Source organism: Sinorhizobium sp. M4_45, assembly GCF_002885915.1.
Taxonomy (GTDB): Bacteria; Pseudomonadota; Alphaproteobacteria; order Rhizobiales; family Rhizobiaceae; genus Sinorhizobium; species Sinorhizobium meliloti_A.
Genome location: NZ_NWVE01000018.1, coordinates 23,920 through 46,490 on the forward strand (window position 1 = coordinate 23,920; position 22,571 = coordinate 46,490).

The following is a 22,571-nucleotide window of genomic DNA, read 5'->3' on the forward strand; positions in this document are numbered from 1 at the left end:
CGAAAAACCGCGTCACGCCGCGAAACGCCCGGAAACTGTTCTGGACGCGAGGTTGCGTGACAGATAAGAGGGGGGTCGGATTATGTCAACGCACTTGCACGGCCGGACGGCTACAGAACCGCCACATTCTGGTTGTTGTGCAGCCCCCGGGGCCGGAGCCAATCGCGCTGGCGGCCAATGGTGAAAGGTTAGAAACATGTCTAGATACAAGACCCTTGCGGCCGCGGCACTGGTCGCGGTGATCGCGGCGGGTGTCGCCCGCGCCGAAGGGACCGACCCGGTCATTGCCAAAGTCGGGGACCAGGAAATCCACCAGTCGGAACTTGATCTCGCAATCATGAGCCTCGATCCGCAGCTCCAGCGGATGCCCGACGAGCAGAAGCGCGCAGCAGCACTTTCGGCCGTCATCGACGTGAAGCTTCTTTTGAAGGACGCCGAGAAGGAAGGGCTTCAGAACGACGAGGCGTTCAAGCAGCGCGTCGCGTTCCTGACCGAACGCGAGTTGCACAACGCCTTCTTCAAGAAGCACGTGGTCGATGCCGTAACGGCGGAAGAAGTGAAGGCGCGCTACGACAAGGAAGTCGCAGCGATTCCGCCGCAGGAAGAGGTCAAGGCCCGCCATATCCTCGTCAAGACCGAAGACGAGGCGAAGGACGTCATCAAGGAACTCGACGCGGGCAAGAACTTCGCCGACCTTGCCAAGGCCAAGTCCACCGACCCGAACAAGGAAGAGGGCGGCGATCTCGGCTACTTCACCAAGGGCCGCATGGTACCTGAATTCGAGACGGCCGCCTTTGCGCTCGAAAAGGGCGCCTATACGAAGACACCGGTCAAGACGCAGTTCGGCTTCCATGTGATCCTCCTCGAGGACAAGCGTCCCCAGGCTCCGCCGACACTCGAACAGGTCGAGCCGCAGGTTCGCCAGCTCGTCATGCGCGACAAGTACCTCGAGCTTCTGAATTCCGCCAAGGAGAGCACTGCCGTCGAAATCTCCGATCCGGCGCTCAAGAAGGCCTATGACGAGGCCGGCAAGCCGCAGGAAACCAAGTAATTACGGCCGGGCGGCCTCTTAGGGAGGCGGCCCCCGAGCGGAGGTCGCTCGCATTTGCTCCGCTCCGCCTTCAAAGATCCGGATGCCCGACGGCTGAATGCCGTTCGGGCATTTCGCACAACGTTCGAGGCTTCTGAAAAGCAGGTTCAATCCATGTCCGGTTCCGTCTCTCCGCTTGCTCCGAAAACCTTTGCCGAAATGCCGGCCCTTCGCGGCGTACGCATGGCGACCGCTGCCGCAGGGATCAAGTACAAGAACCGGACCGACGTGCTGATGATGCTCTTCGACCGGCCGGCATCCGTGGCGGGCGTGTTCACGCGGTCGAAGTGCCCCTCAGCTCCGGTCGACCATTGCCGGCAGAACCTGCCGGGCGGCATTGCGCGCGCCGTCGTCGTCAACTCCGGCAATGCCAACGCGTTCACCGGCAAGAAGGGCCGGGAGGCGACCAGGCTCACGGCCGAGGCCGCGGCAAAGGCCGTCGGCTGCAGCGAGGCGGAGGTCTTCCTGGCGTCGACGGGCGTCATCGGCGAGCCGCTCGACGCCACCAAGTTCGCCGGTGTTCTCGATAAGCTTGCCGCGTCCGCTACCCAGGACTTCTGGTTCGAAGCGGCCAAAGCGATCATGACGACCGATACCTATCCGAAGGTTGCCACCCGCAGCGCCGAGATCGGCGGTGTCAGGGTCACGATCAACGGGATCGCCAAGGGCGCCGGGATGATCGCGCCCGACATGGCGACCATGCTCTCCTTCGTCGTCACCGATGCCGACATTGCCCCGGCGGCACTTCAGGCGCTGCTTCAGGCAGGCGTCGAACCCACCTTCAATTCGGTGACGGTCGACAGCGACACGTCCACCTCCGACACGCTGATGCTGTTTGCGACCGGTGCGGCGGCGGACGATGGCCAGGCTAAGGTCGAGGACGCGGCCGACCCGCGTCTCGACGGGTTCCGTGCCGCGCTCGGCGATCTGCTGCGTGATCTGGCGTTGCAGGTCGTGCGCGACGGCGAGGGCGCGCGCAAGATGGTCGAGGTGACGGTCGAGGGCGCGGAAAACGATGCCGCCGCCAAACGCATCGCGCTTTCGATAGCCAATTCGCCGCTCGTCAAAACGGCGGTTGCGGGCGAGGACGCCAATTGGGGACGCGTCGTCATGGCTGTCGGCAAGTCGGGAGAGATGGCCGAGCGCGACCGGCTGGCGATCTGGTTCGGCGATATCCGCGTCGCAGTCGAGGGCGAGCGCGATCCGGCCTATTCGGAAGCGGCCGCGACTGCGGTCATGCAGGGCGAGACCATTCCGATCCGCGTCGATATCGGTCTGGGTTCGGGCCACGCCACGGTCTATACCTGCGACCTGACCAAGGAATATGTCGAAATCAACGGCGATTACAGAAGCTGACACGGTTGAGGCGTTGAGAGCGGTTGCGGCCGGACGGCCGCGCGCTCTTCCCGGCCCCGCAGCATTCAAGGCTATGGACATGACAACGAACGGCAGAGAGCCGCCCGGCAACGGGGCGGGGAACGGGGAAACGGTCGCGGTCGATTTACCGAGCGTGCGGCGGCTGGAGGCGGTCGGTTTTCGCGCCTGGCCGGCCTCGTCGGTGCAATATGACGGCAGCTGGCTTATCCGTCTGACGGCGGGGCACCCTTCCAAGCGCCTGAATTCCGTCAACCCGCTGGACCCGTCCGACTATCGCGACATACCCATCCGTCTGGAGAAGGCGCGCCGGCTTTTTGCGCAATCCAACCGTACCCTTACGGTTCGCCAGACGCCGCTGACGCCGCCGAAGATGATCGACCATATGGATGGCGAGGGCTGGACGTCGTTCGCTCACAGCCTGGTCCTGACGCTCGACCTGGCAGATCGCGATTTCAGCGAAGGCATCGACCATCTTCCGATCAAGGATATCGGCCGTTTCGTGGATGCCCGCATTCTGATCGGCGGGGATCCTCCGGAAGCCAAGGAGGCGCTGACCGGGATCATCAACGCCATCAAGCCCGAGTGCGGCCTGTTCCTGTTCGAGGACCGTAAGACCGGGCCGACGGCGGTGTCGCTCGTCGTCCACGACAACGATCTTGCCGGGATCATGCAGTTCGCGGTTGCCGAAGCGGTGCGTCGACGCGGCGTCGGCAGTGCTCTTCTCGACGCCTCGCTCCGTTGGGCACGTCTCAAGGGCGCAAAGAAGGCCTGGTTGCAGGTGGAGGCCGACAACCAGGCTGCGATCGAGCTCTATCGCAAGGCCGGTTTCACCGAGGTCTACCGCTATCTCTATCGAACGCCGAAAGTCTGATGGACATGCAGGATAAGAAGATCGTGCTCGTCGCCGCCTGCGCGCTCGTCGATTCCGATGGACGCGTTCTGCTGGCGCAACGCCCGGAAGGCAAGCCTCTCGCGGGCCTGTGGGAGTTCCCGGGCGGTAAGGTCGAGAGTGGCGAGACCCCGGAGGAGACGTTGATCCGCGAGCTCGAAGAGGAGCTCGGCATCCGCACCAAAGTCGCCTGCCTGGCGCCGCTCACATTCGCGAGCCATGGCTACGACGACTTTCACCTCCTGATGCCGCTTTACATCTGCCGTCGCTACGAGGGGTTTGCCGAAGGCCGCGAAGGCCAAGCTATCAAGTGGGTGCGCCCGAAGGCGTTGCGCGACTACGCCATGCCGCCCGCCGACGAGCCGCTGATCCCGTTCCTGATGGATTTGCTCTAAGAGCGCTTGCGGGAACAGTGTGTAACGGCTTTCCGTGCGGACGTGCGTAGCTTCGAAGTTGGAGCGTCAAGAGCCCCGCTGTTGGTGCGCAATCCCGCGAAATTCGATAATTCGTTAATCGAACGTTTATCACCCTTGGGCAAGATGGGGTCAGTTCCGGCGCGCGTCACTTCGACGGCGCCGTTTTCGGGCAGGTGTGGTCAGGACGAGGCTTTGGGAAGGGTGCTTCGCCCGCCGCTCTTTACGTGTTGCATGAGGCTGGGATGGTGGACGAGGATTTCTGGAGGACGGTTCAGGACAAGGATCTGGTGACGAGCCAGTCCCGCCGGACAGGCGTGCTCAATCTGTCGCTGCTGTTCGGCACGGCGGTCATCGCGCTGACGCTCATCCTGACGCCGATGCTGTCGTCCAAGGGCGACAAGCGAATGCTTGCGAACACGCCGATCGACTACGACAACATCTCGACGGGCTCCATACCCTCGGGCGGTACGGCCAAGCGCTACACCGTTCGGCGCAGCGTGCTTCAGGAGATGCCGGGTGCCGTCTGCATCATCGACGCCGATGGCAGCAGGAGTGGATGCTGATCGCAGCGGAGCGCCGAAAGGCACCGCTTGCGGTTGACCTGTGGCGAGGCGACGCCTCGTTTGCCGTTGAAACGTTGCGTGCTTGCGTTGAAGCGCCGAAACGCCTCGACCTTTTGAAACGACGCACTTCGGACGGAAACCGTTATACGCTTTTCCGGCAAGTGCTCTGAGCGGCTGGAGGACCAATGGAGAGGCTGAGACGCCTGTTTCGAGACCACGACGGCGCTACGGCGGTGGAATACGGACTCCTGGCCGCGCTGATCTCGGTCGGCCTTCTCATCGGCCTGCAGAATTTCTCCGGCGCACTGCTCGGCATGCTGACCTTCGTCACCGACACGATCGAGGCGGCCTGGATCTAGAGCATTTCAACGTGTTCATAGAAACACTGAATGCTCCAACCATTTGATCCAACGCACTTCCGGACGGAAAACCGTTACACACTTTTCCTGGAAGTGCTCTAAGAGCTCAGATCACGGCTCGCCGTCATCCTTGAGTTTGTGCTCGCTCGCGCCAAGTGCGTCGGACAATCTCTGCTTCGCCGAGCCGGGTTTGAGCGGCTTCTGCTGACTCTCGTGCGGCGCCCAGCCCGAAAGATAAATGATCGAGAAGGTCGCGCGGATGCGCCCGTCCGGATCGGAGAAGCGCTGCGCGTAGATTTCTGCGGCTCTGAGAAAGAAGCGCCGCGGCATCGGCTTGCGGTTGCGCGAAGCCAGCGGGTTCGTCATGCCCATTGCGCGCAAGTCGCGGATGAGGCCGAAGAGCGAATCGTAGCGGACGGTGTACGTCTCGGTATCCGCCACCGGCAGGGCAAAGCCCGCCCGCTGCAGAAGGGCTCCCATGTCGCGCACGTCGGCGAAGGGGATTACCCGTGGGCTCGCCCCGCCCGTCAGTTCCGCCTCGGCTGCGAGAAGCGCCTCGCGCAGTTCCTGCAGCGTGCCGCTGCCGGGTATTGCGGCAAGGAACAACCCGTCGGGCTTCAGCACGCGGCGCGCCTGGATGAAGACGCCGGGCGTATCATTGGTAAGATGGAGCGACAGTGGCGACACGAGGAGACTGAGCGACGCCGGGTCGGCCGGGATACGCTCCAGAGGTGCTTCCGTCACCGGCTCGTCGGCCGAACCGAAGGCGCTGTCGGTTTCCACCCGCTCGATCGCGCCGACCTTGCCGGTCGTGGAAAGGCTGCGCGCGGCGGCACCCGTATAGCCGTGCAGCTCCATGGCCGTTTCGAACTGCCGTTCGACGACGCTTACGCGCTCGGCAAGTTCCTGTGCGACGATGTCGAGCAGGAAGCCTGCCTTCTCGTCGGCCTGGCGCAGTGCGCGCCGGCGGTGTGCCTCGACGAGGCTCTGGTCAAAGATGATTTCCACGACAGTCTCTCCGAAATCGCGGGGTGCGACAGAAACCCTACAGCGCCGCGTGTCTTGTCGGGCGCGCAGAGGCCGCTGCAGCGCTTTAAAACTTGCTGCCCCCTTCGTCCTCTGCTCAGTTAGGGTCTAACGCGACAGACAGCAACACGAATCAAGTCAAGCGCATGAAACGGGGCGGGCAGGAAAACCGGGCGATGGATTGGGCGGGCATGCTCCGCCGGATTGCGGCCCAGGCGGTCGATCTCGTCTTTCCGCCCGTCTGCTCGGGATGCGGCCGGCTGACCGGCCATGCCCATGCCGTCTGCGCTTCCTGCTGGGCAGGCATGCCGCTCATCGAGCGGCCCTATTGCGAGGTTCTGGGCTTGCCCTTCGCCTATGATCCTGGCGAGGGCGCGGTTTCGCCCGAGGCCATCGCCAATCCTCCGGTCTTCGACAGGCTGCGCTCGGTGGCCATTCACGAAGGAATCGTCCGCGATCTCGTGCATGGCTTGAAATACCGTGATCGCACCGACCTTGCACCCATGATGGCCGAGTGGATGATCCGCGCCGGCGACGGTGCCGTGGCAGCGGCGGACATGATCGTGCCGGTTCCGCTCCATGCGCTCCGCCTCTGGAGGCGCAAGTTCAATCAGGCGGCGGAGCTTGCACGCGTCATTGCCGAACGTTCCGCAAGAGCCTATCGACCGGATGTTCTTCGCCGCATCAAGCGCACGAGCCGCCAGGTCGGACTTGGCGCCAGGGCACGCGAGGAGAATGTCCGCGGCGCCTTCGCAGTCCCCGAAGGCGCGAAGCGGGAACTCGCGGGCAAGCGCATCGTTCTCGTAGACGACGTCTATACGACCGGCGCGACCGTCGCCGCTGCGACACGGGCGCTGAAGCGTGCGGGCGCCGGAGACGTCACGGTTTTGACCTTTGCAAGGGCCATGTCCGGTCCTATATGACAAGAAATGTCCGGCGATCGATGCCGGTGAAGGAGCAGTTGGAGACCATGGCTTCGGTCGTCATTTATACGCGTCAGTTCTGCGGCTATTGCACGAGGGCGAAGAAACTTCTGGAAAGCAAAGGTGTCGACTTCACCGAGTATGACGCCACTTATGCGCCTGAACTTCGCCAGGAGATGATGGAAAAATCCAGGGGCGGCAGGACGTTCCCGCAAATCATCATCAATGATGTTCCCGTCGGCGGCTGCGACGAGCTGCATGCGCTCGATCGTGCCGGCAAGCTCGACGATATGCTCGCGGCCTGAAGCGGAATGTCACGACAGTCCTGCCCATCCGAAAAAGAGATGAGTGCTGCGATGCCGGATCGTTCCGATCCAGAGTTCCGCTTGGGAGAAAGAAAGCGATGACGTTCAAGGCTGCCGCCGTCCAGATGTGCTCCGGTGTCGATCCCGCACGAAATGCGGAGACGATGGCGAAGCTGGTGCGTGAAGCCGCTTCGCGGGGTGCAACCTATGTCCAGACGCCGGAGATGACCGGAGCGGTCCAGCGCGACCGGACGGGTTTGCGGTCAGTGTTGAAGGATGGGGAGAACGACGTCGTCATTCGCGAGGCATCCCGGCTTGCCCGCGAGCTCGGCCTCTACCTGCATGTCGGCTCGACGCCGATCGCTCGCGCGGATGGAAAGATTGCCAATCGCGGCTTCCTGTTCGGGCCTGACGGCGCGAAGATCTGTGACTACGACAAGATCCATATGTTCGACGTGGATCTGGAGAACGGCGAGAGCTGGCGCGAGAGCGCCGCCTACCATCCGGGTAGTACCGCGCGTATAGCGGATCTCCCCTTCGGCAAACTCGGCTTTTCGATCTGCTACGATGTCCGTTTCCCCGAGCTGTTTCGTCAGCAGGCCGTGGCCGGAGCCGAGATCATGACGGTGCCGGCTGCGTTCACGCGCCAGACCGGCGAAGCGCATTGGGAAATCCTGTTACGCGCTCGGGCCATCGAAAACGGGCTCTTCGTTATTGCCGCCGCTCAAGCGGGCACGCATGAGGATGGCCGGGAAACCTTCGGCCACTCGATGATCATCGATCCCTGGGGCAGGGTGCTGGCCGAAGCCGCTCCGACCGGCGAGGAAATCATCGTCGCCGGGATCGATGTGGCGGCGGTGCACGCGGCGCGCGAGAAGATTCCCAACCTCAGGAACGCGCGCAGCTTCGTGTTGGATGAGGTGGTTCCGGCGGGAAAAGGAGGCGCTGCAGCGTGATCCACTACAATCTTGCCTGTGACGAGGGCCACGACTTCGAAGGCTGGTTCTCCTCGAGCGACGATTTCGACCGGCAGGTCGAGCGGCGTCTGGTCGCCTGCCCCAGTTGCGGTTCCGTTTCCGTCAGCAAGAAACTGATGGCGCCCGCCGTCTCAACGGCGCGCAAGAAGGAGGCGCGCCGCGAGCTGGTGATGGATCAGGCGCAGAAGGAAGCGGTCGCCAAGCTCAAGGAACTGGTGAAATCGATCCGCGAGAACGCGGAAGACGTCGGCGAGCGCTTCCCGGACGAGGCGCGCAAGATTCATTACGGCGAAGCCGACCAGCGCGGGCTGATCGGCAAGGCGACGGCGGAAGAGGCGATTGCCCTCATAGAGGAGGGAATCGAGATCGCCCCATTGCCGGTGCTGCCGGACGACACGAACTGACGATAACAGGGCTCAGATCGGCCGTTTCGCCACGATCATGTAATTGACGTCCATATCCTTCGACAGGTTCCACTGGTTGGCCAGCGGATTGAAGAAGACGCCGGTGCGGTCGGCAATCTCCATGCCGCTTGCGGCGAGAGGCTTTTCGAGCTCCTCCGGCCGCACCAGCTTTTCATATTGGTGGGTACCGCGCGGCAGCCAGCGCAACACGTTTTCGGCCGCGAAGATCGCGAGTGCTGCCGCTTTCAGCGTGCGGTTGATGGTTGCAACGAACATCAGGCCGCCCGGGCGCACCATATGCGCGCAGGTGGTCATGAAGAATTCGACGTCCGCGACATGCTCGACCACCTCCATGTTCAAAACGACGTCGAAGCTCTCGCCGGCTTCAACAAGGGCCTCCGCCGTTACGGCGCGATATTCGACGCTGACGCCGCTCCCGGCCGCATGCGTTTTGGCGACGCCGATGTTCTTTTCCGAGGCGTCGGCCCCGACGACGTCCGCTCCCATCCGGGCCATCGGCTCGGAAAGAAGCCCGCCGCCGCAGCCGATATCGAGGACTCGCAGCCCTTCGAGCGGCTGCCGGCTTTTCGGATCGCGGCCGAAATGCTCCGAGACCCTGTCACGTATATAGGCGAGGCGCACGGGATTGAATTTGTGCAGCGGGCGGAACTTGCCGGTCGGATCCCACCATTCGGCCGCCATGGCCGAGAAGCGGTCCACCTCGCTCTGGTCGATCGTCGTGCGCGCCGTCTCGCTCATGAGAGCCTCCTTGCCTCGTTCTTTCGGTGCCGCGCGTCCTCATCGGGCGCGCAAAGCTCGCTGTAGCTCATCGATCCGATGCTGAAGTCGGACGATCGGCGGGGGATGTCAAGGGCCTGAGGCTCGCACCCGGCGAGCGTCAAGGCTCCAGGCGCCCGCGCCGGCGAAAACCAGATAGAGATAGATGAAGCTGAAGAGAATTGCGGCGCTGCCCATATTGTTGGCGGGCCACATGTTCATCGGTGCATGAAAGCCCCAATAGGCGACGGCCATCATGCCCGACAGGATGAAGGCCGCCGCGCGGGTGAAGAGCCCGACGAGCACCAAAGCGCCGCCGGCGAGTTCCAGGATGCCGGCCACCAGGAGGATCGGCTTCATTTCCGGCGGCGGCAGCGGATGGGTCGATGCCGGGACCTGGAAGAGGAGCACCATGCCGGCATGAACGAAGAGCAGAGCGGTCACGATCCTGAGCAGGGCGAGCGCCTGCGGCGCATAGATGGAAAGACGGTTCTCCATAGCCTCCTCCTTCGCCGATCACGCCAATTCCGGCCGGTAATGCAGGATGACGACACCGGACTTCAGAGGACGGACCTGAGTAAGCTCGAGCTTCGTCCGCTCGGCAACGTTTTGAAAGAGGGGCGTGCCCTTGCCGAGCAGCACCGGATTGATGCCGAGACGGTATTCATCGACGAGTCCTTGAGCGATCAGCGTCGAAGCGAAATCGGCGCTGCCGAAGATGAAGATTGCGCCGCCTTCGCGTTCTTTCAGGCGCCTGACCTCGTCGGCGGCATCGCCGGAAACAAGGGTCGTGTTGTTCCAGTCGGCGCTCCTGAGCGTCCTGGAGAAGACGTATTTCTCGACGCCGTTCATGAAGGCGGCGATATGATCCTCCGACGAGGGCCAATAGGCGGCCATGAGTTCGTAGGTGGTGCGGCCGAAGAGCAGTGTGCCGGCCTCGAACTGCGTTTCGCGGATATAGGCGTCGAGTTCGTCTTCGAAAACGAACCAGCCGATGTCATGCCCCGGCGCCTCGAAAAACCCGTCGACACTGACCATGTCCCACATGATGACTTTGCGCATTGTCCTTCCTCCCGTTGGGCGGCCACCGCCCTGCGTCTGAAGTGAGATTGACAGAACTAGTATCGAGATGCAAGCGGTTTTGAATCGATATCGGTTCTCCCTGAGCGAGAGTTACGCTCTTGGCCACCGCGCTGACGGCCATTGCACGCAGCCCGCTGATCCGCTAAGAGACGCCGCGACTTTCCGCTCCCCGAGGCGGTGACTGGCCGATGTCCGAGAAGTCTCCTTCAAGCTTTTTGATCGTCAGGCGCCGGCGGGGGCGTTTTCCTGTCGCGTCTACGGCGACGCGCGTCTTCTTGGACGCTCCAAGGTCGCCGCATCGGGCGCGCAAACATGGTGGTACGGTAGAGGCGAAATGGCACGCATCGTGATGAAATTCGGCGGGACCTCCGTCGCAGATTTGAACCGCATCCACAATGTCGCCCGCCATGTGAAACGCGAAGTCGATGCCGGCCACGAGGTTGCTGTCGTGGTTTCCGCCATGTCCGGCAAGACCAACGAGCTGGTCGGCTGGGTCGAAAACATGCCGAAGGTCGCGGGCTCGAACGCCCCGTTCTACGATGCGCGCGAATATGACGCGGTCGTCGCCTCAGGCGAACAGGTGACCTCCGGCCTGCTCGCGATCGCGCTGCAGTCGATGGGCATCAACGCCCGCTCGTGGCAGGGCTGGCAGTTGCCGATCAAGACCGACAACGCCCATGGTGCGGCCCGCATTCTCGAAATCGACGGCGCCGACGTCATCCGACGCATGGGCGAGGGTCAGGTGGCGGTCGTCGCCGGCTTCCAGGGTCTCGGCCCGGACAACCGCCTGGCGACGCTCGGCCGCGGCGGCTCGGACACCTCCGCCGTCGCGATCGCAGCCGCCGTCAAGGCCGATCGCTGCGACATCTACACCGACGTCGACGGCGTCTACACGACGGACCCGCGCATCGAGCCGAAGGCCCGGCGTTTGAAGAAGATCGCTTTCGAGGAAATGCTGGAAATGGCGTCTCTCGGCGCCAAGGTGCTGCAGGTACGCTCGGTCGAGCTCGCCATGGTGCACAAGGTACGCACCTTCGTGCGTTCTTCTTTCGAGGACCCCGATGCGCCGGGCATGGGTGATCTCATGAACCCGCCCGGAACGCTGATTTGTGATGAGGATGAGATCGTGGAACAGGAAGTCGTAACCGGCATCGCCTATGCCAAGGATGAAGCACAGATCTCGCTGCGCCGCCTGGCCGACCGGCCGGGCGTTTCCGCCGCGATCTTCGGGCCGCTTGCGGAAGCCCATATCAATGTCGACATGATCGTCCAGAACATTTCGGAAGACGGCTCGAAGACCGACATGACCTTCACCGTGCCGTCCGGCGACGTCGACAAGGCCCTCAGGGTTCTGGGGGATAACAAGGAAAAGATCGGCTATGACGTCATTCAGTCGGAGTCGGGCCTCGTCAAGGTCTCGGTGATCGGCATCGGCATGCGCAGCCATGCGGGCGTCGCCGCTTCCGCGTTCCGGGCACTTGCCGACAAGGGGATCAACATCAAGGCGATCACCACCTCGGAAATCAAGATCTCCATCCTGATCGACGGACCTTACGCCGAATTGGCCGTTCGCACTTTGCATTCCGTCTACGGTCTGGATAAGAGTTAAACGGCAGGCATTTGATTTGGGATTCGCGACCCGGCGCCGCGCGTCTGAAAAGGCACGGAAGACGTCGCTTTAGTGATTGGAACTGCTGCATGAACTTGTCCTCGGATCGATTTCGCTTCGAGGATGCATGCAGAGGCCGCGGCGTCCCGCATGGGCCCGACGTTTATTCTTATTCAGGAGACCCCACGCGATGAGAGACCTTTCCGCAGGTCCGCGCGTTCTCCTCAAGCGGTTGCGCGAGCTCATGGCGGAACCGCTCGAGCCGCAGGAGCGCCTTGACCGGATCGTGCGCCAGATAGCGCAGAACATGGTTGCGGAAGTGTGCTCGGTTTACGTGCTGCGCTCCGATGGCGTGCTCGAACTTTACGCGACCGAAGGCCTGAACAAGACGGCGGTGCACCTGGCGCAACTGAAGATGGGACAGGGCCTCGTCGGCACGATTGCCGCTTCGGCGCGGCCGCTCAATCTCTCCGATGCCCAGTCGCACCCGGCCTTCACCTACCTGCCCGAGACGGGCGAAGAGATCTATCACTCTTTCCTCGGCGTTCCGATCCTGCGCACGGGCCGCGCGCTCGGCGTCCTCGTCGTGCAGAACAAGGCGCAACGCAACTATCGCGAGGACGAGGTCGAGGCGCTGGAAACGACCGCCATGGTGCTCGCCGAGATGGTTGCGACCGGCGAGCTCAAGAAGATCACCAAGCCCGGGCTCGAGCTCGATCTGTCCCGCCCGGTGACGATCGAGGGCAACAGCTACGGCGAAGGCATAGGACTCGGTTACGTCGTCCTGCATGAGCCTCGCATCGTCGTCACCAATCTGCTCAACGAGGACACGGAGCAGGAGCTGCAGCGGCTTGCGGAAGCGCTCGGGTCGCTGCGCATCTCCATCGACGACATGCTGTCGCGCCGCGACGTCTCGATGGAGGGCGAGCACCGCGCGGTGCTGGAGACCTACCGCATGTTCGCCCACGACCGCGGCTGGGTGAGAAAGCTCGAGGAGGCGATCCGCAACGGCCTTACGGCGGAAGCGGCGGTGGAGCGGGTGCAGAGCGAGACCAAGGCGCGGATGATCCGGCTGACCGATCCGTATCTGCGCGAGCGGATGCACGATTTCGACGATCTTGCGAACCGGCTGTTGCGCCAGCTTTCGGGTTATGGCGCCAAGCTTTCGGCTGCCGATTTCCCCAATGACGCAATCGTCGTCGCGCGCGCCATGGGCGCTGCGGAGTTGCTCGACTATCCCCGCGAGAACGTGCGCGGCCTTGTGCTGGAGGAGGGGGCGGTCACCAGCCATGTGGTCATCGTCGCCCGCGCCATGGGCATTCCGGTGGTCGGTCAGGCGGCAGGGGCAGTGGCGCTCGCCGAAAACCGCGATGCGATCATCGTCGACGGCGACGATGCGAAGGTGCATCTGCGGCCGATGGCCGATCTGCAGCGCGCTTACGAGGAGAAAGTGCGCTTCCGTGCGCGCAGGCAGGCGCAGTTCCGCGCTCTCAGGGATGTCGAGCCTCTGACGAAGGACGGCAAGCGCATTACGTTGCAGATGAATGCCGGGCTGCTGGTCGACTTGCCCCATCTGAACGAGGCTGGTGCCGAAGGTATCGGTCTCTTCCGGACCGAACTGCAATTCATGATCGCTTCGACCATGCCCAAGGCCGAGGAGCAGGAAGCTTTCTACCGCAACGTCATGAAGCAGACGGCGGGGAAGCCGGTCACATTCCGGACGCTGGATATCGGCGGCGACAAGGTCGTTCCCTATTTCCGTGCCGCGGAAGAGGAGAACCCGGCGCTCGGCTGGCGCGCCATCAGGCTGTCGCTCGACCGGCCCGGTCTCCTGCGTACCCAGTTCCGGGCAATGCTGAGAGCGACGGTCGGCGCCGAGCTCAAGATGATGCTGCCGATGGTAACGGAAGTCGCGGAGCTGAAGAGCGCGCGAGAACTCCTGCAGAAGGAGATCGAGCGCCAATCGAAGCTCGGCGAACAGTTGCCGCGCAAGCTGCAGTTCGGGGCGATGCTGGAAGTGCCGGCGCTGCTTTGGCAGCTCGACGAACTGATGGCCGAAGTCGATTTCGTTTCGGTCGGCTCGAACGATCTCTTCCAGTTCGCCATGGCGGTCGACCGCGGTAATGCGCGTGTTTCCGAACGTTTCGACATTCTCGGCCGGCCTTTCCTGCGGATTCTCCGGGAGATCGTGCGGGCCGGCGAGCGCAACAACACGCCCGTGACGCTTTGCGGCGAGATGGCAAGCAAACCGCTTTCGGCCATGGCGCTGCTCGGGCTCGGCTTCCGGTCGGTTTCGATGTCGCCGACGGCTGTCGGGCCGGTCAAGGCGATGCTCCTGGCGCTCGATGCCGGCAGGCTCAACGAACTCCTTGAGGCGGCGCTCGACGACGTCAAGTCCGACACGTCGATCCGCCAGCTCCTGGTCGATTTCGCTGCGGCGAACGGCATACCGGTTTAGATTGAACAAGAGGGCTCTCGTCTCCGTCCGGACGCGATCCGGGCGAGGCGAGTGCATTTGGAGTGAGATTTGGCAAAGCTTCCCGTTGAAAAGATGCGCGAACTGGAGCGGCGGTTCGGCGAAATCGAGGCGCGCATGTCCGCCGGCCCGTCGGCCGACGTTTACGTGAAGCTGGCCTCGGAATATTCCGAGCTGCAGCCGGTCGTCTCGAAGATTCGCGCCTATGAAAAGGCGACTGCCGAGCTTGCCGACATCGCAGCAATGCTTGCCGACCGGGCGACCGACAAGGAGATGCGCGACCTCGCGGAGATGGAAAAGCCCGAAGTCGAAGAGAAGATCGAAGCGCTCGAGCAGGAAATCCAGATCCTGCTCCTGCCGAAGGATGCGGCCGACGAAAAGAGTGCGATCCTCGAAATCCGGGCCGGTACGGGTGGCTCGGAAGCCGCCCTCTTTGCCGGCGATCTCTTCCGCATGTACGAGCGATACGCGGCGGGCAAGGGCTGGCGCGTCGAAGTGCTGTCCGCGAGCGAGGGCGAGGCCGGCGGCTACAAGGAAATCATCGCAACGGTATCGGGACGCGGTGTCTTCTCGCGGTTGAAATTCGAGTCCGGCGTCCACCGGGTGCAGCGCGTGCCCGAGACGGAAGCGAGCGGCCGGATCCATACATCGGCCGCGACGGTCGCGGTGTTGCCGGAGGCCGAAGAGATCGACATCGAGGTCCGCCCGGAGGATATCCGCGTCGATACGATGCGTTCCTCGGGAGCAGGCGGACAGCACGTCAACACGACCGATTCGGCCGTGCGCATAACCCATATTCCGACCGGCATCGTCGTCACCAGTTCGGAAAAGTCGCAGCATCAGAACCGTGCCAAGGCGATGCAGGTGCTGCGCTCCCGGCTCTATGACATGGAACGGCAGCGCGCCGACAGCGAGCGCTCAGCCGACCGCAGGAGCCAGGTAGGTTCCGGCGATCGTTCCGAGCGCATACGCACCTACAATTTTCCGCAGGGACGCCTGACCGACCACCGCATCAATCTCACGCTCTACAAGCTCGACCGAATGATGGAAGGTGAGATCGACGACGTGGTGGATGCGCTGCTCGCCGACCATCAGGCAAGCCAGCTCGCGCTGCTCGGCGAAAGGCAGAACTGAGTTTCAATGGCCCAAACCCTCGACAGCCTCCTAGCCGAGAGCCGCGACAGGCTGAAGGCCGCCGGCCTCGAATCGGCGGGGCTCGATGCACGCCACCTGATCTCCGGCCTGCTCGACCTTGCGCTAGCCGCGCTCCTGACGCGCGGGAGGGAGCTCGTCAGCGACGAGGATGCGGCTCGCATTCGTGCCGCAGTCGAGCGCCGCGCGGCGCACGAGCCGGTCTACCGGATTCTGGGCGAGCGGGAATTCTTCGGCATGAAGCTCAAGCTCTCGAAAGAGACGCTGGAACCGCGTCCGGACACTGAGACCCTGGTCGACTGCCTGGTTCCCCATGCGCGGCGAATCGCTTCAAGCAAGGGGAGTTGTCGCATCGTCGACCTTGGAACGGGCACGGGTGCGATTTGTCTTGCTCTTCTCGCAGCGGTACTTGACGCGCACGGCCTCGGTACCGATATATCGGAAGACGCTCTGGTGACAGCACTTGAAAATGCGCGCAGGAATGGCTTGGCGGCGCGCTTCGGAGCCGTTCGAAGCAATTGGTTCGAGGCGGTGGATGGGCGGTTCGATATCATCGTCTCAAATCCGCCTTATATCCGGTCCAATGTAATACCGGAGCTTGAACCGGAAGTGAGATACCACGATCCGGTCGCCGCACTTGATGGCGGAGAGGATGGGCTTGATGCCTATCGTGCCATTGCTTCTCACGCTGGTCGCCATCTCGAAACAGACGGCGTAATAGGCTTGGAAATCGGTTTCGATCAAAAACGAGCGGTAACGGCGCTATTCGAAGCGCAGGGCTTTCGTTTGCTCTCTGCCGCAAAGGACCTCGGCGGCAACGATCGGGTCCTGATGTTCCAGCAGGATATTGAGCGCAGCAATAACCGTTGAAAAAATGCTGCACTCGCACTTCTCTTTTCCGGAAGAGCAAAGAAAGGGCTTGGAATCCCGAAGGAAGCGGGCTAGTTTCACCCCGCGCACTGGGCAGAAGGTCATGGACCAAGGATTCGTTCCAGTATGACCTGGCCACGGGGATTGCTCTCAAGAAAGAGTTGCTAGGGTTCGACAGTGCCTTGTGCGGGTACCTGTTAATTTAACGTTGACCGGCGCCGAGATCGCGAAGAGGCGATCTGTCATGGCGCATGTTTTCTCAGGTGCGGACTTTCCGCACCGAGAGCGGAACCACATGATCATCATTATCAAGAAAATTCAGGTGAATGGACTATGAGGCCAGGACAGCAAAACAAGCGCGGCCGTGGGCGGAATAACAACAACAGCGGAAACAACAACAACAACAATCGCAAGGGATCCAATCCCTTGACGCGGACCTACGACAGCTCCGGCCCGGATGTGAAGATTCGTGGTACCGCACAGCACATCGCCGAAAAATATGCGGCCCTTGCTCGCGACGCGCAGAGCTCCGGCGACCGCGTGATCGCTGAGAACTATCTGCAGCATGCCGAGCATTACAACCGCATCATCGCGGCTGCGCAGGCTCAGATGCAGGACCGGTTCCAGCGCGACGAACGCCAGGACTATCAGGAACGTGACTCTTCCGATCGCGATCAGGACGATCTGGATCAGGGCTACGCAGAGGAAATGCCGGCCGCTCCGTCGGCCGCAGCGGCTCCGGCCAACGAGCCTCAGCCGGTCATCGACGGTTCGGGTCCTCAGCCGGTGATCGAGGGCATGCCTGCCGAAGTCGCCATGGAAGAGGAAGCGCAGGGATCGGCCGGTCGCTCGGCTTCCCGTCGCCGCAGCACGAGCCGGCCTCGCCGGCAGCCGCGCCGCGGCGCGCAGGAAGAGGCAGGGGGCGATGCGCAGCCCGAAACCGACGGCAGCACCCCGGCGCTCGCCGCCTCGGAATAACCCTTCCGCAGCGATTCTCTTAAAGGCCCAGCCCGTAACGGCTGGGCTTTTTGCTTTCGTGGGATCTCGACGCGTGCCGCATCCACCGTGAGCGCATTCGCGCGCGATTGTCTCTGCTGCCTCCATTTGCCGCTCTTTAATTCCGAAGAGCGCTGCACCATATTTCGCTTCGAAGGCTTGCCGAATGCGGGAGCCTGATCCTGAAACGCCGGCCAGTGCCACGATGATGGGCTCGCCGGGCTATGGAGGTAGAGAATGGATATCGAAAAATATTCGGAACGCGTCCGCGGTTTCCTGCAGTCGGCGCAGACCTATGCACTGGCCGAAGGGCACCAGCAATTCACGCCGGAGCACGTCCTCAAAGTATTGCTCGACGACGATCAGGGCATGGCGGCTTCGCTTATCGAGCGCGCCGGCGGCAATGCGCGCGAAGCCAAGGTCGGTACGGCCGCAGCTTTGGCGAAGCTTCCCAAGGTGACCGGCGGCAACGGCTCCGTCTATCTGTCGCAGCCGCTCGCCAAGGTGTTCACCGCAGCGGAAGAGGCGGCCAAGAAGGCCGGCGACAGCTTCGTAACCGTCGAACGCCTGCTCCTGGCACTGGCGATCGAAAGCTCGGCCGCGACGGCGTCGATCCTCTCCAAGGCGGGCGTCACGCCGACGAAGCTCAACCAGGTCATCAACGAAATCCGCAAGGGCCGCACCGCCGACAGCGCCAATGCCGAACAGGGCTTCGATTCGCTCAAGAAATATGCGCGAGATCTGACCGCCGAGGCGAGGGAAGGCAAGCTCGATCCGGTGATCGGCCGGGACGACGAGATCCGCCGAACGATCCAGGTGCTCTCGCGCCGGACGAAGAACAATCCCGTGCTGATCGGCGAGCCGGGCGTCGGCAAGACCGCGATCGCGGAAGGCCTAGCGCTGAGAATCGTCAACGGCGATGTGCCTGAAAGCCTGAAGGACAAGCGCCTGATGGCGCTCGACATGGGCGCGTTGATCGCCGGTGCGAAGTTCCGCGGTGAATTCGAAGAGCGGCTCAAGGCCGTGCTGAACGAAGTGCGCTCGGAAGGTGGCGAGATCATCCTCTTCATCGATGAAATGCATACGCTGGTCGGTGCAGGCAAGGCGGACGGGGCTATGGATGCCTCGAACCTCCTGAAGCCCGCACTCGCCCGCGGCGAGCTGCACTGCGTCGGCGCGACGACGCTCGACGAATACCGCAAGCACGTCGAGAAGGACGCGGCCCTTGCCCGCCGGTTCCAGCCGGTCATGGTCGAGGAGCCGACGGTCGAAGATACCATCTCGATCCTGCGCGGCCTGAAGGAAAAATACGAGCAGCATCACAAGGTGCGGATCTCCGATTCCGCGCTGGTTGCGGCCGCGGCCCTTTCCAACCGCTACATCACCGATCGTTTCCTTCCCGACAAGGCGATCGACCTCATGGACGAGGCAGCCTCGCGTCTCAGGATGCAGGTCGATTCGAAGCCTGAGGAACTCGACGAACTCGACAGGCGCGTCATTCAGCTGAAGATCGAACGGGAAGCCTTGAAAAAGGAGACCGACGTTTCTTCCAAGGATCGCCTTGCCAAGCTCGAACTCGATCTGTCTTCGCTCGAAGAGGAGGCAGCCGCATTGACGGCGCGCTGGCAGGCCGAGAAGCAGAAGCTCGGGCAGGCAGCCGATCTCAAGAAGCAGCTCGACGAAGCGCGCAACGAGCTGCAGATCGCGCAGCGCAACGGCGAGTTCCAGCGGGCAGGGGAGCTTGCCTACGGCGTGATCCCGAATCTCGAAAAGGAACTGACGGAGGCGGAAAGCCAGGATGGCGCCAGCGCCAACCCGATGGTCCAGGAAGTCGTGACCCCCGACAACATCGCCCACATCGTGTCTCGATGGACCGGCATTCCGGTCGACAAGATGCTGGAAGGCGAGCGCGACAAGCTGCTCAGGATGGAAGACGAGCTGGCGAAATGGGTCGTCGGCCAGGGCGATGCCGTCCAGGCCGTCTCACGGGCGGTTCGCCGTTCGCGCGCAGGGCTTCAGGATCCGAACCGGCCGATTGGCTCCTTCATCTTCCTGGGTCCGACCGGGGTCGGCAAGACGGAGCTCACCAAGGCGCTTGCCCGCTTCCTCTTCGACGACGAGACCGCGCTGATGCGGATCGACATGTCCGAATATATGGAGAAGCATTCGGTCGCCCGCCTGATCGGCGCGCCTCCCGGCTATGTCGGTTATGAGGAGGGTGGGGCGCTGACGGAATCGGTCCGTCGCCGGCCCTATCAGGTCGTGCTGTTCGACGAGATCGAGAAAGCGCATCCGGATGTCTTCAACGTTCTGCTGCAGGTGCTTGACGATGGGCGTCTGACCGACGGTCAGGGGCGCACGGTCGACTTCAAGAACACGATGATCATCATGACCTCGAACCTCGGTGCGGAATACCTGACCGCACTCGGCGAAAACGAGGACAGCGATGCGGTTCGCGATCAGGTCATGGAAGTGGTGAGAGCCGCTTTTCGTCCGGAATTCCTGAACCGCGTCGACGAGATCATCCTGTTCCACCGGCTGCGCCGTTCGGAAATGGGCGCGATCGTCGACATTCAGCTCGAAAGGCTGCGCAAGCTCCTCGCGGATCGCAAGATCACGCTCGAGCTCGAGGACGATGCACGCGTTTTCCTGGCGGACAGGGGCTACGATCCGGCCTACGGCGCTCGCCCCCTGAAGCGGGCGATCCAGAAATACGTGCAGGATCCGCTGGCCGAAAAAGTGCTGCAGGGCGAGTTCCCGGATGGCTCGGTTATCAAGGTCGTTGCCGGTTCAGACCGTCTGAACTTCAAGCGCGGGGCGGGGGCGAACCAGGAAGCCGCGTAAGCCTCGCATTCCGACAGCCAAAAAGGCCGCCCTCCGGGCGGCCTTTTTGCGAGTTCGCGATACCGTCGATGGGTCGGCTACTTGCTTGCGACCTCTTTCGCATCGTCGCCGAGAAGCTCGTCGATGCGTTCGCGTTCCTTCTCGAACTTCGCCAGCGCCTCGCCCCCGAGCGATTTTCCTCCCGGCAGCCGGATACGCAATGGATCCACCTTGTTGCCGTTGACGATCAGTTCGTAGTGGAGGTGCGGGCCGGTGGAGAGGCCGGTCGTACCGACCCAGCCGATCACCTGACCCTGGACGACCTTCGTTCCCGGCTTGACGCTTTTGGCGATCGCGCTCTGGTGATTGTAGGACGACACATAGCCGTTGGCATGGCGGATCAGCGTCTGGTTGCCGTAGCCGCCGGAGTCCCAGCCGGCCTTCTGCACGACGCCGTTTCCGGCCGCGATGATCGGAGTGCCGCGCGGAGCGGACCAGTCGACGCCGGTGTGCATGCGCGAGAAGCCGAGGATCGGGTGGCGGCGCATGCCGAAGCCGGAGCGGAAATGGCCGTTCGGAACGGGATTGCGCAGCAGGAACTGGCGGATGCTCTTGCCGTCCTTGTCGAAATAATCGATCGAATTGTCGTCCGGATCCTGGAAGCGGTAGAACCGCGTCTCGGCGTCGCCGAATTTGGCGTTGACGTAGAGCAGTTCCGAATCTTCCGTTGCCCTGCCGCTTTCATCGGCGACCGAGAAGAAGGCTTCGAGCGAATCCGTCGGCTTCAGCTGAGCCTGGAAGTCGACATTGCTCGCCAAAAGCTTGACGACGAGCGCGATCATGTCGGCGTTCATGCCGTAGGAAAGGGCCGCACGGTAGATGCCGTCGTAGACCCTCGGCAGGTCGTGACCGCTGGAAATCACCGGCCTGCCGGTGTCGTCGAAGGCAGCCGCTACCGCTTCGAGCTTCGCCGGCTCGGCGCCGGGAATGAAACGGCCGCGGTCGTCCACTGCCATGGTCAGCACGTGCCGGCTATGGGAATAGATCGTGGCACGGACGATCTTTGCTTCTTCGCCCTTCTGAATGATGCCGATGCGCAGCACGTCGCCGGGGCCGAGTTCCTTGGCGCCGAGCGCCTTTTCGAGATAGCCGGCCGCGTCTTCGGCCTGGGCCTTGGCATATCCCGCATTGATCATCGCCGTCGCAATGGGTATGGCGCGGCGCACCGGTATGATGTCGTCGGCGTATTCGACGCTTTGCTTCGTGATGTTCTCATAGGAGGAAACGCTCATGTTCTCCTCGACGACGCGCGCGGCGAGGCCCTGCATCAGGTCGAGGTTGTCGGCGTCGGAAGCGAAGCGTTGCGGGTCGACATAGAAGAGCGAGGCGACCTGGGTATTGCCTTCGGTCAGCACCGAGCCGTTGGTGCGGACGTTCTCCTCGACCTCGTCGAGCGACATCGAGGGCCCGAGTGCGAAGCCGCCGCCATTCAGCGGAAAATCCACGGTCTTCAATGCCACCTCGGACTCGACGTCGGAGCCGTAGATCGTTCCGGTCTTCACCGGCGGCGCTTCGGCGTCCGCCTCATCCGTGGAGAAGATCGCCAGCGGGTCGAAGTCGGGATAGGATTCGGAAGTCTGGTGGTTGGCTGCAAGCGCCATCTTGACATGCACGAAGGGCTGGCGGCGCACCACCTCCTTCTCGCCGTCATGGATCATGGTCGAGACTTCCATCACGGTCTTGTCGGCTGGCTTGGCAACGATGTTGGGGGAAAGAACGCGATCTCCCCGTTTGGCGGCGCCGACCGGCGCCGACGGATCGAGCGCGGCAAAGGCTTCCGCCGGAATCGCCAGTTGCTGCCGTCCGTCGAGGGCCGCAAAGAGCGCCACGCCCATAAGAAGACTTGAGGTAATGCCGGTCAAGAACGTGCCCGAGAGCCAGCGCATCGAGATCTCGCGCCGGTCCGGTGCGCGACGGCCGTCCGCTAGGATCGGCGGGTGGTCGCCAAGCGAACGAAGCATGTTCTTATCGCTGCTCATGCAGGCTGGAGGCCCCCTAAATGCTCTTGCCGTATGCTTATCGTCGATACGTTGCGCGAAGATGTGCATCTTCCGTTTACGGAAGTCAAATCGCAGCGCAGGGCTGGCCCCGACGCGGCGCCTCCGGAACGAAGCGGCGATGATCTGGTTTAGATCGGTCGATTGTGAAGAAGTAAGGGCGAAATTATGTATCCACAGCCCGAGGGACGAGCTCCAAAAAGAATCTGCGCCCCGCAAAACCCTGCTTTGCCGGGCTTTGTCAGAAAACTGTCATTTTTTTTGAAGAACCCTGTTGACGTGTCGGAGGGTGGGGGTCTATAAGCCCGATCACTGACGAGGGCGGCGGCGCTGCTGGCGACGATGTCCTTCGCTCTAGGGTTTCCAAGATTGGCGGATGCTGATTGTCGGGACTGGGCC

21 protein-coding genes are annotated in these 22,571 nt (G+C 62.7%); 16 read left to right on the forward strand and 5 right to left on the reverse strand.

The genetic code is table 11. The features are described 5' to 3' along the window. Positions 1 to 196: 196 nt before the first annotated feature. The 6 genes from CN933_RS30705 to CN933_RS30730 all read left to right on the forward strand — a co-directional run bounded on the left by CN933_RS30705 (position 197) and on the right by CN933_RS30730 (position 4,694). Positions 197 to 1,051 (forward strand): peptidylprolyl isomerase, encoded by an 855-nt coding sequence (locus tag CN933_RS30705; RefSeq protein ID WP_018096951.1) that lies wholly within the window; start codon positions 197 to 199, stop codon positions 1,049 to 1,051. A gap of 153 nt (positions 1,052 to 1,204) precedes the next feature. After that, entirely contained in the window at positions 1,205 to 2,446 is a 1,242-nt protein-coding gene (argJ, locus tag CN933_RS30710) for a bifunctional glutamate N-acetyltransferase/amino-acid acetyltransferase ArgJ (protein WP_026168804.1), read from the forward strand. A gap of 73 nt (positions 2,447 to 2,519) precedes the next feature. Beyond that, complete coding sequence (locus CN933_RS30715; RefSeq protein ID WP_018096953.1) at positions 2,520 to 3,338, forward strand: GNAT family N-acetyltransferase; 819 nt, start codon at positions 2,520 to 2,522, stop codon at positions 3,336 to 3,338. A 5-nt stretch (positions 3,339 to 3,343) separates the two neighbouring features. Next, on the forward strand, positions 3,344 to 3,751 hold the full coding sequence (gene mutT / locus CN933_RS30720; RefSeq protein ID WP_026168805.1) for an 8-oxo-dGTP diphosphatase MutT: 408 nt from the start codon (positions 3,344 to 3,346) through the stop codon (positions 3,749 to 3,751). A 263-nt stretch (positions 3,752 to 4,014) separates the two neighbouring features. After that, positions 4,015 to 4,335, forward strand: coding sequence for a hypothetical protein (locus CN933_RS30725; protein WP_018096955.1), 321 nt, complete (start codon positions 4,015 to 4,017; stop codon positions 4,333 to 4,335). A gap of 185 nt (positions 4,336 to 4,520) precedes the next feature. Next, positions 4,521 to 4,694 (forward strand): Flp family type IVb pilin, encoded by a 174-nt coding sequence (locus CN933_RS30730; RefSeq protein ID WP_102763385.1) that lies wholly within the window; start codon positions 4,521 to 4,523, stop codon positions 4,692 to 4,694. Positions 4,695 to 4,805: 111 nt separating this feature from the next. Here CN933_RS30730 and CN933_RS30735 read toward each other — a convergent pair whose 3' ends face one another. After that, positions 4,806 to 5,702: a methyltransferase domain-containing protein gene (locus CN933_RS30735; protein WP_018096958.1), complete on the reverse strand. Its 897-nt coding sequence runs from the start codon at positions 5,700 to 5,702 to the stop codon at positions 4,806 to 4,808. A 194-nt stretch (positions 5,703 to 5,896) separates the two neighbouring features. On the opposite strand from CN933_RS30735, the gene CN933_RS30740 reads away from it, so the two are divergent. From CN933_RS30740 to CN933_RS30755, 4 genes are all read left to right on the forward strand, one after another. Further along, positions 5,897 to 6,643 (forward strand): ComF family protein, encoded by a 747-nt coding sequence (locus CN933_RS30740; protein ID WP_018096959.1) that lies wholly within the window; start codon positions 5,897 to 5,899, stop codon positions 6,641 to 6,643. A gap of 20 nt (positions 6,644 to 6,663) precedes the next feature. Next, positions 6,664 to 6,948, forward strand: a complete 285-nt coding sequence (gene grxC, locus CN933_RS30745; RefSeq protein ID WP_026168806.1) for a glutaredoxin 3 — start codon at positions 6,664 to 6,666, stop codon at positions 6,946 to 6,948. A 98-nt stretch (positions 6,949 to 7,046) separates the two neighbouring features. Next, complete coding sequence (locus tag CN933_RS30750; protein WP_018096961.1) at positions 7,047 to 7,904, forward strand: carbon-nitrogen hydrolase family protein; 858 nt, start codon at positions 7,047 to 7,049, stop codon at positions 7,902 to 7,904. Further along, entirely contained in the window at positions 7,901 to 8,329 is a 429-nt protein-coding gene (locus CN933_RS30755; RefSeq protein WP_018096962.1) for a DUF1178 family protein, read from the forward strand. The genes CN933_RS30750 and CN933_RS30755 overlap by 4 nt, the downstream gene beginning before the upstream one ends. A gap of 12 nt (positions 8,330 to 8,341) precedes the next feature. Here CN933_RS30755 and ubiG read toward each other — a convergent pair whose 3' ends face one another. The 3 genes from ubiG to CN933_RS30770 all read right to left on the reverse strand — a co-directional run bounded on the left by ubiG (position 8,342) and on the right by CN933_RS30770 (position 10,168). Beyond that, complete coding sequence (gene ubiG / locus CN933_RS30760; RefSeq protein ID WP_018096963.1) at positions 8,342 to 9,088, reverse strand: bifunctional 2-polyprenyl-6-hydroxyphenol methylase/3-demethylubiquinol 3-O-methyltransferase UbiG; 747 nt, start codon at positions 9,086 to 9,088, stop codon at positions 8,342 to 8,344. 108 nt (positions 9,089 to 9,196) lie between these two features. Further along, the gene (locus CN933_RS30765; protein ID WP_018096964.1) at positions 9,197 to 9,604 is read right to left on the reverse strand and encodes a DoxX family protein; all 408 of its coding nucleotides are present in this window, start codon (positions 9,602 to 9,604) and stop codon (positions 9,197 to 9,199) included. Positions 9,605 to 9,622: 18 nt separating this feature from the next. Then, positions 9,623 to 10,168, reverse strand: a complete 546-nt coding sequence (locus CN933_RS30770) for a dihydrofolate reductase family protein (protein WP_018096965.1) — start codon at positions 10,166 to 10,168, stop codon at positions 9,623 to 9,625. Positions 10,169 to 10,523: 355 nt separating this feature from the next. On the opposite strand from CN933_RS30770, the gene CN933_RS30775 reads away from it, so the two are divergent. The 6 genes from CN933_RS30775 to clpB all read left to right on the forward strand — a co-directional run bounded on the left by CN933_RS30775 (position 10,524) and on the right by clpB (position 20,136). Next, positions 10,524 to 11,798: an aspartate kinase gene (locus CN933_RS30775; RefSeq protein ID WP_003533520.1), complete on the forward strand. Its 1,275-nt coding sequence runs from the start codon at positions 10,524 to 10,526 to the stop codon at positions 11,796 to 11,798. Positions 11,799 to 11,988: 190 nt separating this feature from the next. Then, positions 11,989 to 14,256 carry a phosphoenolpyruvate--protein phosphotransferase gene (ptsP, locus tag CN933_RS30780; protein ID WP_018096966.1) on the forward strand — a complete coding sequence of 756 codons (2,268 nt, stop codon included), beginning with the start codon at positions 11,989 to 11,991 and terminating at the stop codon, positions 14,254 to 14,256. A 69-nt stretch (positions 14,257 to 14,325) separates the two neighbouring features. After that, positions 14,326 to 15,408 (forward strand): peptide chain release factor 1, encoded by a 1,083-nt coding sequence (gene prfA / locus CN933_RS30785; protein WP_018096967.1) that lies wholly within the window; start codon positions 14,326 to 14,328, stop codon positions 15,406 to 15,408. A gap of 6 nt (positions 15,409 to 15,414) precedes the next feature. Next, complete coding sequence (prmC, locus tag CN933_RS30790) at positions 15,415 to 16,296, forward strand: peptide chain release factor N(5)-glutamine methyltransferase (RefSeq protein ID WP_102763386.1); 882 nt, start codon at positions 15,415 to 15,417, stop codon at positions 16,294 to 16,296. A 333-nt stretch (positions 16,297 to 16,629) separates the two neighbouring features. Continuing rightward, positions 16,630 to 17,274: a DUF4167 domain-containing protein gene (locus CN933_RS30800; RefSeq protein WP_018096970.1), complete on the forward strand. Its 645-nt coding sequence runs from the start codon at positions 16,630 to 16,632 to the stop codon at positions 17,272 to 17,274. Between the two features lie 255 nt (positions 17,275 to 17,529). Then, positions 17,530 to 20,136, forward strand: a complete 2,607-nt coding sequence (clpB, locus tag CN933_RS30805) for an ATP-dependent chaperone ClpB (RefSeq protein ID WP_018096971.1) — start codon at positions 17,530 to 17,532, stop codon at positions 20,134 to 20,136. Between the two features lie 77 nt (positions 20,137 to 20,213). On the opposite strand, the gene CN933_RS30810 is transcribed toward clpB, so the two are convergent. After that, complete coding sequence (locus tag CN933_RS30810; protein ID WP_018096972.1) at positions 20,214 to 22,154, reverse strand: M23 family metallopeptidase; 1,941 nt, start codon at positions 22,152 to 22,154, stop codon at positions 20,214 to 20,216. Between the last annotated feature and the right edge of the window lie 417 nt (positions 22,155 to 22,571).